The following is a 17734-nucleotide window of genomic DNA, read 5'->3' as shown; positions in this document are numbered from 1 at the left end:
TAAGCAAAAGACCACACCGTTTGACGCTGCTTACTGAGCATTCAAGGCATGAGCCCCGGTTCATTCAGTTGCAACGACAATGCCTCGACCTGCTCCTGACGTTCGGCCTGGCTCAGTTTGGCGTGGGGGTTGAGGGACGACCATTGCGGATAGGCGCGGGCCTTGTGCAAGGCGTCCGGCAGCTTGCCTTCGCGCCAGGTTTTGTCCTGGGGCGTATCGACCTTAATGCTGTGCATCGCCGCATGCCCGCGCAGGTTCAGGGCCTTGAGCAGTTGGCGTTGGCGCAGGGCGAGCAGGCGCAGCACGCTGTCATCGACGGTGAGTTCGCGTTGGCCCTTGATCTTGCCCATCAGGCGGCTGCCATAGCTGCGTGCGGTTTGCAGCGCACCGCCGGCAATCGCGCCGGCCAGGGCAGCAGCGCCCAGTGTCAGGCCACCGACCAGCAGATCCACGCCCGCACCGGCGGCCGCACCGGCGGCGATCCCGCCACCCACGCGCACGCCCAGTTGCTTGAGAGTTTCGGGGTTGAACAGGTCGTCGCCCCAGCGCCCGTCCAGCAACGGCAAGTCGCTGGCGGCGGCGTCCTGTGGGCGGAAGCCGAACAGTTTGAGCAGGGCTTCGACGCACTTTTGTTCGCGCTGGCGCACGGCCTTGCGTAAATCACTGATGGCCTGGGGCTCATCCTCGGTGGTGACGCTGCGGCGGCAGGCGGCGCAGTCGATCAGCAACTCGGCGATCAGCCGTGCCGCGCTTTGCTGGCGAGCCTGGCGCTGGGCTTCTTGATCGAGGATCAGGCGTTCCAGCTGGGGGCGGGCGTTTTCCAGCAGCAGGGCCAGGCTTTCATACAGCCGGCGTTCGCCGTCTTCGGGCGGTGCCACGCTGTCGAAACGCACCAGCGCATGCAGGCCGAGGCGGGCCAGGGCTTCGCGCCAGTCCGGTTCACGGTGGTCGCTGCTGCTGACAAAGTTGAGCACCGGCAACAACGGTTTGCCACAACTGGCCAGGACTTGCAGCTCGTCGCGGTACTTGGCCAGCACCGGCTCGCGGGCATCGATCACGTACAGGCCAGCATCCGAGGCCAGCAATTGGCGCAGCACCTTGGCTTCCTGTTCGAAACGCTGGCGTGCCTCACTGCCTTCCAGGAAACGCGCCAGCCGCGCAGGGCCATCCAGGCGTTCACCGGGGCGGTCGAGGCGTTCCAGGTAATCGAGCAGGGCGATGGCGTCTTCCAGGCCGGGCGTGTCGTACAGCTCCAGCAAGGCTTCGCCATCTACCGATAGGCGCGCACCTTCCACGTGCCGCGTGGTACTGGGGCGATGGGACACTTCGCCAAAGCCGACATCGCGGGTGAGGGTGCGCAGCAGTGAGGTCTTGCCCACGTTGGTGTGGCCGACCACGGCGAGTTTCAGCGGTTTAGTCATGACCGGTCTCCAGCCAGCTTAACGGCGCGCAATCGGCAAACGACAGCTCAAGCTGTTGCAGCGCGGCATGCCAGTCGCCCAGGCGCTCGGCGTCCAGCGCCTGGCCCGGTGGCGCCTGCAGCAGCCATACGCGGGTGTCGCTGGCGCTGCGTGCCAGCTCGGCGATCAGCGCCAGGCTGCCACGGTCGGGCGAGCGGCGCGGGTCACAGGCGATGGCCAGGCGCGCGGGTGGGAAACGGCTGAGTTGCTCCAGCAGTTTGTTGCGTGATTCGCGGCTGTCGAGGATGCCGGCGTTCTTGACGTTGGCAGGCAGTTTAGGGGGCCAAGGGTGCTGGTCGTCGAGTTCGATGGCGACCAGCAAGGCGCCATCACTCTCCAGCTCACTTGCGCCGCCGCTGATCGGGTGCAGGTGATCGGGCGCCACATCGTTGACCCCCAGGCGCTCGCTGCTGGGCATCAGGCGTTCGCGCAGTTGGGCGTAGCCGGGCAGGTTGAGGTCCAGGCGCAACGCTGCGCGCCCGCGTTTCCATCGCCACAGGCACAGCAGGGCGAGGATCAACCGCGGCAACAGGCCGTAGACCAGCAACACGCCCACCAGCCAGGCGGCCCAGGCTTGGCGGGCGCTTTCGATATTCAGCGCGGAGTCGCCGCTGGCGCGGATCATCTCCACGGTGGGCACATTGAAACCCAGCAGAGCCGGGAGTGTGCCGAGGGCCTGGGTCACGGCGACAAAGGTATCGGCGCCGAGAATGGTGGTTTCCCACACAAACCCGTAGCGGCGGGTGGCGAGCAGGGTCAGCAGGATCACCAGGGCGCTGAGCAAGGCCAGCAACCACAAGCTGTTGACCACCACACCCACCGCCCAGCGATTGAGTTTTTGCCGTTGCAGCAACAGCAACAACGCCGGGGCCAGTTGCGCGGCCTTGGCGTCACGGGCCAGTTTCTCGCTGAGCCACAACCACAGCCGGCCAAGGCTGGCGCTGTGTTCGCCGGCAAACAGCAGGCCCAGGGCCCAACTGATCAGCAAGATCAGGTTCAGGCCGAGCAGGCTGCCCAAGGCCCAGAACACATTCACCGGGGCCAGGCCATTGCCCAGCGCGGCGAACGCCAAACCGGCGCCGCTGATGACGGCGACCGCCGCCAGTAACAACAGCGCCAGGCGTGCGCCTTGCAGCCAGCGGCTGAGTGCGGCGGCCAAACCATCGCGCTCGGCCAGGTGCAGCGCACGCTGCTGGATGCGCGAGGGCAGGTCGCCCCCGGCGGTGCGGGCCAGGCGGTTGGCTTCCAGGTCTTCCAGGGGGCCAGCGTGTTCTTCGCGCAGGCGCACGGTTTCTGTCAGCCAAAGTCTGTGCAGCGGGTTCAGTGCAGTCACGCGCCGTCCTGTCGTGTTGATGAGGTTGGAGCATAACCGCTGGCTCGCCGCTCTGGTATTCTCGTCGCCATGAAAAAAACTCTCCCTTTAAGCCTGATCGCAGCCCTCGGTGAAAACCGTGTGATCGGCGTCGACAACAGCATGCCCTGGCATTTGCCGGGGGATTTCAAATATTTCAAGGCCACCACGCTCGGCAAGCCGATCATCATGGGGCGCAAGACCTGGGATTCCCTGGGCCGACCGCTGCCGGGGCGCTTGAACCTGGTGGTCAGCCGTCAGACCGATCTTGTGCTGGAAGGTGCGCAAGTTTTTCCTTCACTGGACGCGGCGGTAGAGCGGGCTGAGGAGTGGGCCAAGGCGCAAGGCGTGGACGAGCTGATGCTGATCGGCGGCGCGCAGTTGTATGCGCAAGGGCTGGAACAGGCCGATCGCTTGTACCTGACCCGCGTGGCGCTGAGCCCGGAAGGGGATGCGTGGTTTCCAGAGTTTGATAGGAACCAGTGGAAGCTGGTGTCGAATGTCGAGAATCCGGCTGAAGGTGATAAGCCGGCCTACAGCTTCGAAGTGTGGGAAAAAGCCTAAAAGCATCGCAGGCAAGCCAGCTCCCACAGTTTGATGTGTGGATACATTCAAATGTGGGAGCTGGCTTGCCTGCGATGGCGGTCTATCAGACCTGCGCTAACTCGGCATGCTCATCGGCATTCAACAGCGCTTTATCCGTCTGCCCCATGATCTGGCTGGTAATCGCCCCGGCCGTCATCGAACCATTCACGTTCAACGCCGTACGGCCCATGTCGATCAGCGGCTCCACGGAAATCAACAGCGCCACCAGTGACACCGGCAAGCCCATGGCCGGCAGCACGATCAGCGCGGCAAAGGTCGCACCGCCGCCGACGCCGGCAACGCCCGCCGAACTCAAGGTCACAATCGCCACCAGGGTCGCGATCCACAGCGGGTCCAGCGGGTTGATGCCCACGGTCGGCGCGACCATCACCGCCAACATGGCAGGGTAAAGACCGGCGCAACCGTTCTGGCCGATGGTCGCGCCAAACGAGGCGGCGAAACCGGCGATGGATTGCGGAATGCCCAGGCGACGGGTCTGCGCTTCAATGCTCAGCGGGATGCTTGCAGCGCTGGAGCGGCTGGTGAAGGCGAAGGTCAGCACCGGCCACACCTTGCGGAAGAAGCGCAGCGGGTTGATCCCGGCCAGGGACAGCAGCAGGCCGTGCACCACGAACATCAGGCCCAGGGCCAGGTACGACACCACCACGAAACTGCCCAGCTTGATGATGTCTTGCAGGTTGGAACCGGCGACCACTTTGGTCATCAGCGCCAGCACGCCGTAGGGGGTCAGCTTCATCACCAGGCGCACCAGGCGCATCACCCAGGCTTGCAGGGTGTCGATGGCGTTAAGGACTTTCTGGCCTTTTTCCACGTCGTCCTTGAGCAGTTGCAGCGCGGCAACTCCAAGGAACGCGGCGAAAATCACCACGCTGATGATCGACGTCGGCTTGGCCCGGGCCAGGTCGGCGAACGGGTTGGCCGGCACGAACGACAGCAGCAACTGCGGGATATTCAGGTCGGCAACCTTGCCAGCGTAATCACTCTGGATCACTTGCAGGCGCGCCATTTCCTGGGTGCCGGCCACCAGGCCTTCGGCGGTGAGGCCGAACAGGTTGGTCAGGCCGATGCCGATCAGCGCCGCGATGGCCGTGGTGAACAGCAGCGTGCCGATGGTCAGGAAGCTGATCTTGCCCAGGGACGAGGCGTTATGCAGGCGCGCCACGGCACTGAGGATCGAGGCGAACACCAGCGGGATCACGATCATTTGCAGCAGTTGCACATAGCCGTTGCCGACCAGGTCAAACCAGCCGATGGAGGCTTTGAGCACCGGGTTGCCGTCGCCATAGATCGTGTGCAACGCCGCGCCGAACAGCACGCCCAGCACCAGGGCGAACAGCACCTTCTTGGCCAGGCTCCAGTTGGTACGGCGGGTTTGTGCCAGGCCCAACAACAGGGCCACGAACACCAATAAATTGAGAATCAGGGGCAGATTCATTGAAGCTCCGTTGAGAAGGCAGCCAATCGCGTGAGCCTGCGATTGCGAACCGGGAAGCCTAACAGCTTGAAATATATTGATTTAATACCGATATGGAATGGTAACTGTCGTTTTTGGAATAAGGGTTTGACGCTCAGGCGTATGCCCTTGGCGTGATCACGACGTCCTGGGTCGTGCTCGGGCGATAACTGTCATACGGATTTGTTAGCGTCGATGTCTTTCACTTGAGGGAGACAACGCCTATGAAGCTCGCGCCGAAACTATTGGTATCCGCCGCCTTTTGCCTCGGGCTTGCCAGCCAGGCGTTTGCCGCCACCGAGTTGAAACACTGGCCGGCACCTGCCGCCAAACAGCTCAACGAAATGATCGCCGCCAACGCCAACAAGGGTAACTACGCGGTGTTCGACATGGACAACACCAGCTACCGTTACGACCTTGAAGAGTCGCTGCTGCCGTTCATGGAAAACAAGGGCCTGATCACCCGCGAAACCATGGACCCTTCGCTCAAGCTTATCCCCTTCAAAGACACCGCCGATCATAAGGAAAGTCTGTTCAGCTACTATTATCGTCTGTGCGAAGTCGACGACATGGTCTGCTACCCCTGGGTTGCGCAGATTTTTTCCGGCTTCACCCTCAAGGAACTCAAAGTGCAGGTCGACGAGCTGATGGCCTCCGGCAAGCCCGTGCCGGTCAGCTATTTCGAAGGCGACGTGGTGAAAAAATCCGAGGTACAGCCGCCGAAAGTCTTCACCGGCCAGGCCGAGCTGTACAACAAGCTGATGGAAAACGGCATCAAGGTCTATGTGATGACCGCCGCGTCCGAGGAGCTGGTGCGCATGGTCGCGGCTGATCCGAAGTACGGCTACAACGTCAAACCCGAGAACGTCATCGGCGTGACCACGATGCTCAAGGACCGCAAGACCGGCGAGCTGACCACCGCACGCAAACAGATCACTGCCGGCAAGTATGACGAGAAGAGCAACCTCGGCCTGGAACTGACCCCTTACCTGTGGACCCCGGCGACCTGGATGGCCGGCAAGCACGCGGCGATCCTCACCTATATCGACGAATGGAAAAAACCAGTGATTGTCGGCGGTGACACACCCACCAGCGACGGCTACATGCTGTTCCACGATGTGGACGTGGCCAAGGGCGGCGTCCACTTGTGGATCAACCGCAAAGACAAATACATGACCCAGCTCAACGGCATGATCGCCAAGCACGCGGCGGCTCAAGCCAAGGAAGGGTTGCCGGTGACGGCGGACAAGAACTGGGTGATCGTCAAGCCGGAAGATATCCAGTAAGACCGAGTCACCTGCCTTCGCGAGCAAGCCCGCTCCCACATTCGACCGAGTTTCAACCTGAAATGCGGTCAACTGTGGGAGCGGGCTTGCCCGCGAAGGCGGTCTTAAGAACACCGCCGACTCAAAGGCAAAATAGATATCAATTGCGAACTAATCTCATTCTTTGCTAGCGTGCGCACTCCCTGAACCGTCCGTTCTTCTCAAGGTAGTGCTGTGTCCTCCTGGAATACGCAGATCGCGCGCCTGTTCGCGGAGCAGAAGAAAGCCCTCGAAGCCTTCGTCACGCGCCGCACCGGCAGCGCCCAGGTGGCTGCCGACCTGACCCAGGAATCCTTCCTGCGCCTGGCGCGCCTGGAGTCCGGCGAGAAGATCGATAACCTACCCGCGTTCCTCTTCACCATTGCCAGCAACCTGGTGCGCGACCACCAGCGCCAGGCTATCCGCCGCGAGCGCCTGGATGCCGGCGCACCGAGCGAAGAACTGCCCTGCAGCAACCCCGGAGCCGACGAACAACTGGCCGCCTATCAGCAGGAGCGACTGATGCAGGATGCGATCCTGGGCCTGCCCGAGGCGACTCGGCAGATCTTCCTGCTCTATCATGTCGACGAGCTTTCCTACCGCGAGATTGGCGAACGCCTGTCGATCAGCCCGCGCAGTGTGGAATACCAATTGCGTCGCGCCTTGATTGAATGCCGTGGGTACATCAAGACGCGCCTAGCCTGCGATGCACAAGGACGTCGGTCATGACTGCCCTGCCTACTGCTGATGTGTTGTTCGAAGAGGCGTCCGGCTGGTATTTCCGCCTGCACGCCGAGGACTTGACCCCGGCTGAAATGGACGCCTTTGCTGCGTGGCTCGGGCAGGGCCAGGCGCAGGATGATGCCTGGCAGGAAGTGCAGGCGATGCTTGGCGGCCTGCGTGAGCCGGCGCGCGTCATTCGCCGTGCCGAGCAGGCCACCTGGCGTACACCGCTGCGGCGCTGGGCGTATGCGGCTGCCGTGTTGCTGGCCGTGGGCCTGACCGTGCAAAGCACTCCCTGGCTTGACCGCTTGCGCGCCGACTACGCCACCGCCACTGGCGAGTCGCGCAGCATCGAACTGGCCGATGGTTCCCACCTTCAACTCAACACCGACAGTGCGGTGCAAATCCGCATGAGTGGGGGTGAGCGGCAGATCCGTTTGCTGCGTGGTGAAGGTTTCTTCGATGTGACCAAGGACCCCGCGCGGCCCTTCGTGGTGCAGTCGGGCGACGGCTGGGTGAAAGTGGTCGGCACCCAGTTCAGTGTGACGCGACGTGATGACCAGACGCGTGTGCAGGTAGCGCAGGGCAAGGTTGAGGTCAGTGCAGGGAGCGGCACACCGGTCTATCTGGAACCGGGGCGGGCCGTGGAGTATCAGGGCCAGCACCTTGCCGACGTCCACGGTTTCGACCAGGCCAGCGGCTTTGCCTGGCGTCAGCGGCAACTGGTGTTCCGTCAGCAACCTTTGTCGGTGGTGGTCTCTGAGCTGAACCGCTACTGGCCCGGCAAGACGCTGGTGCTCGGTGATGCGTTGCGCAATCGGGTAGTGTCCGGCGTGTTCGAAATCGACAAACCCGATGCCGTGCTCAAGGCGCTGGAATACACCCTCAACCTGCGTGCCGAGCATTACACCCCGTATTTGCTGGTGTTGCGTGAAGGCAATGCGTCCTGACGGCAATTTCTCAAAATATTTTCAGGGTTTCCCCGTAAGCCATCGTCCTTGATCACTGAGGCGTAAATAGTAAGCACTCTCAAGTAGTGCGGCGCCGATCACAGACTTTTTGTACCGGGGAGCACCATTCATGGCACACCGATTCGCCACACGGCCCTTGCTGGCCTTGGCCATTTCCTTGGCCAGCTGTATCGCGCCGTCGTACCTGCAGGCCGCGGAGGCCAACCAGGCCCAGACCTACCGCTTCGATATTGCCGGGCAGGGCCTGGACGCTGCGCTGGCGGCGTTCTCGGCGGTGACGCGGGTTCAGGTGCTAGTGAATGGGGAGTTGACCCAGGGGGTGATATCGCCGGGTGTGAAGGGCAACCTGGGGCAGCGTGAAGCCTTGGCGCAACTGCTCGGCGGCACGGGGCTGAGCGCGGCGTTTATCAATGCCGATACCGTCACCCTGGAAAAACGTGTGGTAGCAGGCAATGCCCTGGAAGTGGGCGCCACCACCATCACGGCCGAACGCCTGGGCGTCACCACCGAAGGCACGGGCTCGTACACCACGGGGGCCGTGACCCTGGGCAAGGGCGAACAAAAACTCAAGGACATCCCGCAGTCGGTCAGCGTCATGACCCGCAAGCAGATGGATGATCAGAACACCACCAAGCTCTCTGAAGTGGTCAAGCGCACGCCCGGCCTGACAGCGACCAAGTCTCCCGGCTCCGGAATGTTCATCTTCTCCCGCGGTTTCGAGGTTGGCACCCTGCAATACGACGGTGTGGGAATTCCACGTAACACTTACACCTTGGGCAGCTATCTCACCGAAAACATGGCCATTTACGACCGCGTCGAGACGCTGCGCGGCCCGGCCGCCTTGCTGCAAGGTGCCAATAGCCCCGGCGGCACCATGAACCTGGTGCGCAAGCGCGGGCAGCAAGCGCCGACGGCGACCATTACCGCCAAGGCTGGCTCATGGGACCACTACGGCACTCAGGTCGATGTCGGTGGCCCGCTGAACGCCGAAGGCACCTTGCGCGGCCGCTTCGTGGCGGATTACGACACCACCGACTCCTTCGTCGACTATGCGGGCGGCTGGAACCAGACGGTTTATGGCGCCGTCGACTACGATTTCACTCCCGACACCACCGTCGGCCTGGGCATCAGTAACCAGAAGGGTCATTCGCGCCCCAACTTCATGTCGTTGCCCCGTTATGCCGACGGCAGTGATATCGGTCTGCCACGTTCGACATTTGTCGGCGCCAGTTGGAACCGCAGCGTCAACAATCAGACTCAGGTGTTTGCCGACATCGAGCACCGCTTCAACGATAACTGGAAAGTGAAAGCCGCACTGGTAGCCATGGATGAGCACAACGACGCAACCTACCAGGCGACGTGGGACACGGTACCCGTCGGCGGTGGCACTGTGCCCTATGTGGATTGGATCACCGACTTCAATACCAAGAGCCGCGGCGCGGATGTGTATGTAAACGGCAAGTTTGAGGGGCTGGGCTTCCAGCAGGAAGTGGTGCTGGGCGCCAACTATTCCAAGCTCACCACCGACGACCAGTGGGCACGGGCTTCAAATCCCGGCGCGGATATCTTCAACATCGACCACAACCGCCCACAGCGCGACAAATACCAATTGTTCCAGGAGGGTGCCGCCTCGAAGAGCTGGTATGACATTCGCCAGAAAGGCATCTATGGCACCTGGCGTGTGAAAGTCCTGGACCCGCTGACGTTGATCGTCGGTGCGCGTACCAGTTGGTATGACTATTCCTACATTGGCCAAAGTGGTTTCAAAGGCACATATGGTGCCCCGCAAGACAATACCACCCAGTCCAATGGCAAGGTTACGCCCTACGCCGGCCTGGTCTATGCGCTCAACGAGCAGTGGTCGGCGTACGCCAGCTATGCCGATGCCTTTGAGCCGCAAACCAACCTGACCACCTCCGGCTCCCTGCTCAAGCCTATCGAGGGCAAAAACTACGAGTTGGGCATCAAGGGAGAGCTGGCTGACGGGCGCCTCAATACCTCGTTTGCGATCTTCCGTTACGATCAGGAAAACCGTAGCGTGCAGGACCTGCAAGGGCCAATGAACTGCAATGGTTGGTACTGCTCGGTCGCCTCTGGCAAGGTCCGCAGCCAAGGCTTTGAAGCCACACTCAGTGGTGAGGTGCTGCCAGGCCTGCAGCTGGCCTCCAGCTACACCTACAACACCACTGAATTTCTCAAGGACGACACCTACGAAGGCAAGATTTTCAGCACCTGGACCCCCAAGCACTTGCTCAAGGTCTGGGGTGATTACCAGTTGCCGGGCGATTGGCAGCATTGGAGCGTGGGTGCCGGTGTGTCCGCGCAAAGCAGCACCGAAGCCTATGACCGTACGTTCAGCGTGCCGGGCAATGCACTGTGGGATTCGCGGGTGGCCTACAAGATCAACCAGGAATTCACCGTGGCGGCAAACCTGAACAACATGTTCGACAAGAAGTATTACATCCCGGCCTACAACGCGAACTGGGGCAGCAACTACTACGGCGACCCACGCAATGTGATGTTCACCATGACCTACACCCCACAGTTCTAAGAAATTACCTATATCCAATGTGGGGGCTGGCTCGCCCGCGATGGCGGTGTGCCAAACAAGAACTCACCGGCAGGCCCATAGCTATCGCAGGCAAGCCAGCTCCCACAGTTGATCCTCGGTGTTGTGGAGGCTTTGGCCAGGCAAAAAAATGCCCCGCACCTGGCGGGGCATTTTTACGCGCGGGGCTTACAGGCCGTCGAGCATGGCTTTGTTGCGTACCGCACCCTTGTCGGCGCTGGTGGCCAGCAGGGCGTAGGCCTTCAACGCGGTGGTGACTTTGCGCGGACGCTTTTCTACCGGCTTCCAGCCTTTCTTGTCCTGCTCAACCCGGCGTGCCGCCAGTTCTTCATCGCTGATCAACAGGTTGATCGAGCGGTTTGGAATGTCGATCAGCACCTTGTCGCCATCCTGCACCAGGCCAATCGCGCCGCCGGCAGCGGCTTCCGGGGAAGCGTGTCCGATGGACAGGCCCGACGTGCCGCCGGAGAAACGGCCGTCGGTCAGCAGGGCGCAGGCTTTGCCCAGGCCTTTGGATTTCAGGTAGGACGTGGGGTAAAGCATCTCCTGCATACCCGGGCCGCCTTTGGGGCCTTCGTAGCGGATGATCACGATGTCGCCTTCCTTGACTTCGTCCGCGAGGATGCCGCGTACCGAGCTGTCCTGGCTTTCGTAGATCTTGGCGCGGCCTTCGAAAACGTGGATGGATTCATCCACACCCGCCGTTTTGACCACACAGCCGTCGAGGGCGATGTTGCCGTACAGCACGGCCAGGCCGCCTTCTTGCGAGTAGGCGTGCTCGACACTGCGGATGCAGCCGTTTTCACGGTCGTCGTCCAGGGTGTCCCAACGGGTCGACTGGCTGAACGCGGTCTGGGTCGGAATACCGGCCGGGCCGGCCTTGAAGAAGGTGTGCACGGCTTCGTCGTCAGTCTGGGTGATGTCCCATTTGGCGATGCCTTCGGCGATGGATTTGCTGTGCACGGTCGGCAGATCGGTGTGCAGCAGGCCGCCACGGGCCAGGGAGCCGAGGATCGAGAAGATCCCGCCGGCGCGGTGCACATCTTCCATGTGGTACTTCTGGATATTCGGCGCGACCTTGCACAGTTGCGGCACGTGACGGGACAGGCGGTCGATGTCGCGCAGGTCGAAATCGATCTCGGCTTCCTGGGCGGCGGCCAGCAGGTGCAGGATGGTGTTGGTGGAACCGCCCATGGCGATGTCCAGGGTCATGGCGTTTTCGAACGCCTTGAAGTTGGCGATATTGCGCGGCAACACCGACTCATCGTTCTCGCCGTAGTAGCGCTTGCACAGCTCGACGATGGTGCGGCCGGCCTGCAGGAACAACTGCTCGCGGTCGCTGTGAGTGGCCAGTGTGGAACCGTTGCCCGGCAAGGCCAGGCCCAAGGCTTCGACCAGGCAGTTCATCGAGTTGGCGGTGAACATGCCGGAGCACGAACCGCAGGTCGGGCAGGCGCTTCGCTCGTATTCCGCAACCTTCTCGTCAGAAGCGCTGGAATCGGCGGCGATTACCATGGCGTCGACGAGGTCGAGGCCGTGGGAGGCGAGTTTGGTCTTGCCGGCTTCCATCGGGCCGCCGGAGACGAAGATCACCGGGATGTTCAGGCGCAAGGCAGCCATCAACATGCCGGGGGTGATCTTGTCGCAGTTGGAGATGCACACAATGGCGTCGGCGCAGTGAGCGTTGACCATGTATTCCACGGAGTCGGCGATGATCTCGCGGCTCGGCAGCGAATACAGCATGCCGTCATGGCCCATGGCGATGCCGTCGTCCACGGCAATGGTATTGAATTCTTTTGCCACGCCACCGGCGCGTTCGATCTCGCGGGCGACCAGTTGGCCCAGGTCCTTGAGGTGAACATGGCCCGGCACGAACTGGGTGAACGAGTTGGCAATCGCGATGATCGGCTTCTTGAAGTCGTCATCTTTCATCCCCGTGGCACGCCACAGCGCGCGCGCACCGGCCATGTTGCGGCCGTGGGTGGATGTTTTCGAGCGGTAATCAGGCATTGGAGCACTCCGGGCGGCTAATCAAGTACTAAAGGGGAGTGAGCTTCTAATTGACGACTGGAACACTCAGAAAATGGCCGTGTGTCCGGTAGTTGCCACTCGCATCGCGGGATCGCCGCTTGCTTGGGCCTCGAGCTCATAAACCCGCCGGGGGATGACTGGCGATGAATAGGGCCGATTCTACACCGCTGGCGGCTGGAGGGAATGGGCGTATGTGTATTGGCGGGTTCAACCGACGTTCAGCAATTCCAGGCGACGTGAAATCAACGAATTCAACACGAGGGCCGCTGTACTCAGCAGCAAAAAAGCTAATGCCAGGGTCATCTGCGGGTTATCTGTACTCATGTTGATCAATGCGCTAATCAATCCACCCAGTATAAAAATTAAAGTGTTCCCAGCCGACGCCGCGGTGCCTGCATTTTCCGGAAACACGTCCATAGCTTTAGAGGTAGCGATGGGCCGACAAATGGTAGTCCCGGTGGTGCAGACGATCATTGGGATTAATACTGTCATCGTTGAAAGCTCAAAAGTGCTTGAAAAAAAGAGCATCAATAGCCCAGAACAAAAAATCAGGGCCAAACCGAGCACGATTTGAACCTTGGGCGCCAGCCTATTAGCGAGTATGCGAGCTACGATGCCGCCAGCAATATACGCCGCGCCGTAAAGTAGCAAGGCTAGTGAGAATTCATAAGTGGATAGCTGCAACTGATCCATGAAGATGAGCGGTGATATGACGATGAATGAAAAGTGGCAGGCGAAAGCAATTGCTGCAATTAGCCAGTAACCGACGAAACTGCGGTTGCTGAGTACCCGTTGATAAGCGCAGAAAATATCTTCTTTTGGATGAGAGTTTACATGATGATTGTCTAGTAAAAAATACGCGATTGACAAAACGCCAAGGGCCAATACGATAAAAAGAAAAAAGCTGCCAGGCCAGTCAAAAAGCTGTTGCAGTACACTACCAAGTAGCGGAGATATTGAAATAAAAATGCCACTCGCCGTGATCATCAGAATTCTCAACTGGTCCCTTTCTTTACCTTCAAACATATCCTGAACCAACGCCTGTGACAGCACGAAGCAGCCGCAACCGATGGCTTGGACCATTCTAAATATCAGAAACCACATATATTCGGTAGAGAATACGCAACCGGTGGCACCTGCAATGGATACAACCATCCCGCTAATCAACAACCCCTTGCGCCCTACGATATCTGAGAGTGGTCCGATTAAAAGTTGTGATAGGGAGATACCGATAGCAAAAAGGCTAATAGAGAACGCAATATCCGAAGGTTTATTTTGAAAGTGTTCAGCCAGTGCGGGGAAAGAAGGGAGTAAGACATCTAGAGGGAAAACACCAAGTAACACCATGGTCATTAATAGCACGATCGCCGACCTTTGTCTTTTTTTGTTACCGTTAGCGGTACGTGTCTTATTCATCTATAAGCCCCACATTTGAGAACAGCTGGCGAATATCAGTTCGTTTAAAAAAACCTGCTTTTTTCAATGCTTGAAATGTGGTGCTGGCACCTTCGCGAGCGCGAAGAATATGGGCGTGCGGGTCAGCCATCATGGTCACGACTTGATCGACAGTGGTCTCACTTAATTGCACGCTTCGTAAACTCAATTCGAGCCATTTTTTATCCGTCTCAAAGAAAATAAGGATAATATCTAAGAGCTGTTTGGCAGATAAAATTCGTTGCTCGTCACTCATCTGAATCCACAAATAATGAAAGACTTCGCTAAAATATCGACTGTGTCGGGCCTCGTCAGCGAGGTGATCTTTGAGCATCTTCTGAACGCAGCAGACCAAGTTTTTTTGATAAACATCACGTAGATCTTTTGCAATGATGGTTTCCGATACGAAACCAATTAGAAGCCACGTGATCGACTTCTGCTTATTCGGGGTGGTATGGATTAGCTGATTGAGTTTTGTTATTCGTCTGTGGATAGTTGATTGAGTTGCCATATCATAAAATTTACTGACTTGTTCGGCAAGCTGATAGGAGAATAGCGCGTGATAACCTTCGTCAGTGTAAAGCTGCAGTGCCGCTATTTTCATACGAGAAGGTATCGTAAATTCAAGCTCGTCATGAATTATTAGTTCTACGGAGCGATTAACGATCTGGTGTTCAAGTAGTGTTGTGTAGTTTAGGAAGTTTACTAAGTGATTGGCGCAGAGACGCTTAGTGATGGCTTTGTCGGCTAATTTGACTTCCGGATGTTTAAGATAGGGAAGTAGGGCGGGAGGAAACCAATCTCTTGACTCCAGCTGTTTCTCTAAATCTGGAGGTAACTTGTATTGGTAATCACTGGTTCTTACTGATGCGCGGGTGTTCCAGTCTCCAAGAGTGAAGCTGGCTTTCCACAGATTAGAGTCGATGAGCGGCTCAACCATAATTCCTACCCTCGGTTGTTTAGCAGCGATTTTAGTTCCCTGCATATCACTTGTCCGTCGCTTTTACCGCACCCGACAAAAAATAAGACTTGTTCAGGATTGTTTTCTTCAAATCCTAATAAGGATTCAACCTGATTGTCTGTAAGTGCGCCCGTTAACCAAGTGCTCAGTCCCATCGCTGTCGCGACCAGTTGGTAGGTTTGTGAAATATGACCCGCTTCGACATAAGCCATTCGATAAGCTCGTGAGTGCTCGTATTTCCACCAGAGTTTGTCAAATCGACAAGTGATGAAGAGACCTGCCGGGAGTTCGTTAATGAAGTGCTGTCCTGAAAGCACTTGCCCCAATGCCGTTTTCAGTTGCGTATTGACGGTACTTAGAGTGTGCTCGGATGCGTTATAAGCGTAAATGCCGGGCTTCAACCCATCTATATTTTTAGCGTAAAGGAAACCTTCACACGCGTTTAATCCCCCACCGGAAGGGCTGCTCCTTCGGGCTTCGAGTCCTTTCGCAATACTTTCATCAACATTGTTTGCTCTTTCGTTTAAGTGTCCTAAGCACAAGTAAAGAATTGTACTTATGGTTTGCAGGGCAACGGATTCGCCTGTGAATGAACGGCAGGTTTTTCGGGTGAGCAATGCACTTTGAAGTGAGTTCTCTGACAGGTTGATAGGTGCTGGCAAGCGAATTAATGGAGTGTCAGCTTTGTGTTTGTGTATTCGGTCTGGAGGGGGAGGTGTTGATAATGTTTTTGTACAATGGTCTAGGTAGATGCTCGCCCATTCGTCTGCGTTTTCGGGCATTTGATCGCAAGGTATGTTTTTGGTGCCAATATGGAAAATTTTTGATAACTCATCCCAGCCCCAATTAATTGGCGGAGAAGGTGTGTCTGTCAAAATTTCGGCTTCTAATAGCTGAGTGTCTATTGGGTTTGAATTGTCGAAGATTTTTGGATCGTTTATCAGTTTGGTGAGTCGTACTGAGTATTCTAGATTGAGCTCGTATTGTTTGTGATTTTTATAGTTCCAAACTATCGCTGTAGGTGTTTTTGGGAGTATAAATATATAAGGGTTTATCTGCATTGCACTGCCTCCGTGCGGAGCGGAAAAACGCTGGGTAGCCGGCACTCCCCAGCGTTTTAGTTGCTTAGCGGGCTTTCAGTGCTACCAAGAAAGCCAAGTTGGCGATGTGGGAAGTTTCCAGTTTGATATTTTTCATTTTGGATCTCCTTATTTTCAACTTTATATTTAATTAAAGTGTCGCCGTCATCGGTGACAATTGAATAATAGGATTTAATGATGAAATTTCAAGAAAAAAACGCGTAGGAATGTTCGAGTTTTTTTGTCGGATTGGTACTACGAAGTGGCGTGGGGTAGTTATTCTATGCTTAATAGGCAGTCGGTAAAATACGGTCGGGCGGAATGGCTTAGATGTAATGAAATCATGGGAGATCCATTTTGGATCCCCCATTCAGATGTTAATCAGCTATTAGGCAACAACCGGCACGTAATGCTCTTGATATACCGCGTCTCGGCAATCGCCGGGTGCACCGGGTGGTCCGGGCCTTGGCCGCCGCGTTCGAGCATCTGGATGTTGCGGTCCAGGTGGCGGGCGCTGGTCAGCAGGATGTTTTGCAGGTCATCTTCCGGCAGGTGCATGGAGCACGAGGCGCTGACGAGGATGCCGTCCTTGCTGAGCAGGCGCATGGCTTGCTCGTTGAGGCGGCGGTAGGCGCCTTCGCCGTTTTTCATGTCTTTTTTGCGCTTGATGAAGGCCGGTGGGTCGGCGACGATCACGTCGAAGCGTTCTTCGCTGGCTTTCAATTCTTTGAGCGCTTCGAACACGTCGCCTTCGATGCAGGTCATCTTCTCGGCAAAGCCGTTCAGCGCGGCGTTGCGCTCTACGCCGTCGAGGGCGAAGGCCGAAGCGTCGACGCAGAACACTTCACTGGCGCCAAAGGCTGCAGCTTGCACGCCCCAGCCGCCGATGTAGCTGTACAGGTCCAGTACACGCTTGCCCTTGGCATACGGGGCCAGGCGGGCGCGGTTCATGCGGTGGTCGTAGAACCAGCCGGTCTTTTGGCCCTGGATCACCGGGGCTTCGAATTTCACGCCGTTTTCTTCCAGCGCCACCCACTCCGGCACCAGGCCGAACACGGTTTCGACGTAGCGGTTGAGGCCTTCGGCGTCGCGCGCGGCGGAGTCGTTCTTGAACAGGATGCCGCTGGGCTTGAGCACTTGGGTCAGCGCGGCGATCACGTCTTCTTTATGCGCTTCCATGGTCGCCGAAGCGATCTGCACCACCAGAATGTCGCCGAAACGGTCGACCACCAGGCCCGGCAGCAGGTCGGAATCACCGTAGACCAGGCGGTAGAACGGCTTGTCGAACAGGCGATCACGCAGGGACAGGGCCACGTTGAGGCGGTGCACCAGCAGCGATTTGTCCAGCGGCAACTTGATGTCGCGCGACAGCAGGCGGGCGCAGATCAGGTTGTTCGGGCTCATGGCCACGATGCCCAGGGTCTTGCCGCCGGCCGCTTCCAGGATAGCCTGGTCGCCTGCCTGGAAGCCGTGGAGTGGGGTGGCGGCCACGTCGATTTCGTTGCTGTAGACCCACAGGTGGCCGTTGCGCAAACGACGATCGGCGTTGGCTTTGAGACGCAGGCTTGGCAGGGACATGACGTCGCTCCGGAAAAAAGAGCGGGAGTATACCCTTTGCGCACTCTTTCATGTGGGAGCTGGCTTGCCTGCGATGCGGGCGGCGCGGTGTATCAGACGTACGGTGGTGATGCTATCGCAGGCAAGCCAGCTCCCACATTCGATCGGGTTTCACTTGGCTTTTTGGGTGTCGGCCATGTCGGCATAAGGGGTAGAATTCGCGCCTAGCCCAGAG

General features: G+C 58.3%; 13 protein-coding genes. 5 read left to right on the top strand and 8 right to left on the bottom strand.

Going from position 1 to position 17734, the window contains the following annotated elements:
- Window positions 1-41 precede the first annotated feature (41 nt).
- Both E1K68_RS26210 and E1K68_RS26205 read right to left on the bottom strand, forming a co-directional pair.
- Window positions 42-1421, bottom strand: coding sequence for a DUF3482 domain-containing protein (locus E1K68_RS26210; RefSeq protein WP_003195170.1), 1380 nt, complete (start codon window positions 1419-1421; stop codon window positions 42-44).
- Window positions 1414-2793, bottom strand: a complete 1380-nt coding sequence (locus E1K68_RS26205) for a DUF2868 domain-containing protein (RefSeq protein ID WP_212614828.1) — start codon at window positions 2791-2793, stop codon at window positions 1414-1416. The genes E1K68_RS26210 and E1K68_RS26205 overlap by 8 nt, the downstream gene beginning before the upstream one ends.
- A 69-nt stretch (window positions 2794-2862) precedes the next feature.
- Here E1K68_RS26205 and E1K68_RS26200 point away from each other — a divergent pair, with 69 nt between their 5' ends.
- Window positions 2863-3375 (top strand): dihydrofolate reductase, encoded by a 513-nt coding sequence (locus E1K68_RS26200; RefSeq protein ID WP_212614827.1) that lies wholly within the window; start codon window positions 2863-2865, stop codon window positions 3373-3375.
- A gap of 85 nt (window positions 3376-3460) precedes the next feature.
- Here the strand turns inward: E1K68_RS26200 and E1K68_RS26195 are convergent, their stop codons facing one another.
- Entirely contained in the window at window positions 3461-4852 is a 1392-nt protein-coding gene (locus E1K68_RS26195; RefSeq protein ID WP_003195164.1) for an L-cystine transporter, read from the bottom strand.
- A 242-nt stretch (window positions 4853-5094) separates the two neighbouring features.
- Here E1K68_RS26195 and E1K68_RS26190 point away from each other — a divergent pair, with 242 nt between their 5' ends.
- From E1K68_RS26190 to E1K68_RS26175, 4 genes are all read left to right on the top strand, one after another.
- Complete coding sequence (locus E1K68_RS26190) at window positions 5095-6156, top strand: haloacid dehalogenase-like hydrolase (RefSeq protein WP_244858840.1); 1062 nt, start codon at window positions 5095-5097, stop codon at window positions 6154-6156.
- A gap of 213 nt (window positions 6157-6369) precedes the next feature.
- On the top strand, window positions 6370-6903 hold the full coding sequence (locus E1K68_RS26185; protein ID WP_057702093.1) for an RNA polymerase sigma factor: 534 nt from the start codon (window positions 6370-6372) through the stop codon (window positions 6901-6903).
- Window positions 6900-7847, top strand: a complete 948-nt coding sequence (locus E1K68_RS26180) for a FecR family protein (RefSeq protein ID WP_057710235.1) — start codon at window positions 6900-6902, stop codon at window positions 7845-7847. The genes E1K68_RS26185 and E1K68_RS26180 overlap by 4 nt, the downstream gene beginning before the upstream one ends.
- Window positions 7848-7977: 130 nt before the next feature.
- A complete protein-coding gene (locus tag E1K68_RS26175; RefSeq protein ID WP_094773931.1) occupies window positions 7978-10419 on the top strand; it encodes a TonB-dependent siderophore receptor in 2442 nt (813 codons plus the stop codon).
- A 186-nt stretch (window positions 10420-10605) separates the two neighbouring features.
- On the opposite strand, the gene ilvD is transcribed toward E1K68_RS26175, so the two are convergent.
- The 5 genes from ilvD to E1K68_RS26150 all read right to left on the bottom strand — a co-directional run bounded on the left by ilvD (window position 10606) and on the right by E1K68_RS26150 (window position 17520).
- Window positions 10606-12447 carry a dihydroxy-acid dehydratase gene (ilvD, locus tag E1K68_RS26170; RefSeq protein WP_003195159.1) on the bottom strand — a complete coding sequence of 614 codons (1842 nt, stop codon included), beginning with the start codon at window positions 12445-12447 and terminating at the stop codon, window positions 10606-10608.
- Window positions 12448-12675: 228 nt separating this feature from the next.
- A complete protein-coding gene (locus E1K68_RS26165) occupies window positions 12676-13884 on the bottom strand; it encodes an MFS transporter (protein WP_003195157.1) in 1209 nt (402 codons plus the stop codon).
- Entirely contained in the window at window positions 13877-14842 is a 966-nt protein-coding gene (locus E1K68_RS26160; RefSeq protein WP_212614929.1) for a diiron oxygenase, read from the bottom strand. The genes E1K68_RS26165 and E1K68_RS26160 overlap by 8 nt, the downstream gene beginning before the upstream one ends.
- Before the next feature lie 5 nt (window positions 14843-14847).
- Complete coding sequence (locus E1K68_RS26155) at window positions 14848-15924, bottom strand: SagB family peptide dehydrogenase (protein ID WP_003195155.1); 1077 nt, start codon at window positions 15922-15924, stop codon at window positions 14848-14850.
- A gap of 399 nt (window positions 15925-16323) precedes the next feature.
- Window positions 16324-17520, bottom strand: a complete 1197-nt coding sequence (locus E1K68_RS26150) for a class I SAM-dependent rRNA methyltransferase (RefSeq protein ID WP_003195152.1) — start codon at window positions 17518-17520, stop codon at window positions 16324-16326.
- Between the last annotated feature and the right edge of the window lie 214 nt (window positions 17521-17734).

It is taken from the genome of Pseudomonas sp. B2021, assembly GCF_018135665.1.
GTDB lineage: Bacteria > Pseudomonadota > Gammaproteobacteria > Pseudomonadales > Pseudomonadaceae > Aquipseudomonas > Aquipseudomonas lactis.
This window is presented reverse-complemented; position numbering and strand designations above follow the sequence as displayed.

Excerpts from the sequence above, each read along its gene's own strand:
- E1K68_RS26165 (WP_003195157.1), bottom strand. The coding sequence starts at position 13,884 with ATGAATAAGACACGTACCGCTAACGGTAACAAAAAAAGACAAAGGTCG.
- E1K68_RS26150 (WP_003195152.1), bottom strand. The coding sequence starts at position 17,520 with ATGTCCCTGCCAAGCCTGCGTCTCAAAGCCAACGCCGATCGTCGTTTG.
- E1K68_RS26160 (WP_212614929.1), bottom strand. The coding sequence starts at position 14,842 with ATGGTTGAGCCGCTCATCGACTCTAATCTGTGGAAAGCCAGCTTCACT.
- ilvD (WP_003195159.1), bottom strand. The coding sequence starts at position 12,447 with ATGCCTGATTACCGCTCGAAAACATCCACCCACGGCCGCAACATGGCC.
- E1K68_RS26155 (WP_003195155.1), bottom strand. The coding sequence starts at position 15,924 with ATGCAGATAAACCCTTATATATTTATACTCCCAAAAACACCTACAGCG.
- E1K68_RS26175 (WP_094773931.1), top strand. The coding sequence starts at position 7,978 with ATGGCACACCGATTCGCCACACGGCCCTTGCTGGCCTTGGCCATTTCC.
- E1K68_RS26195 (WP_003195164.1), bottom strand. The coding sequence starts at position 4,852 with ATGAATCTGCCCCTGATTCTCAATTTATTGGTGTTCGTGGCCCTGTTG.
- E1K68_RS26200 (WP_212614827.1), top strand. The coding sequence starts at position 2,863 with ATGAAAAAAACTCTCCCTTTAAGCCTGATCGCAGCCCTCGGTGAAAAC.
- E1K68_RS26190 (WP_244858840.1), top strand. The coding sequence starts at position 5,095 with ATGAAGCTCGCGCCGAAACTATTGGTATCCGCCGCCTTTTGCCTCGGG.
- E1K68_RS26180 (WP_057710235.1), top strand. The coding sequence starts at position 6,900 with ATGACTGCCCTGCCTACTGCTGATGTGTTGTTCGAAGAGGCGTCCGGC.
- E1K68_RS26210 (WP_003195170.1), bottom strand. The coding sequence starts at position 1,421 with ATGACTAAACCGCTGAAACTCGCCGTGGTCGGCCACACCAACGTGGGC.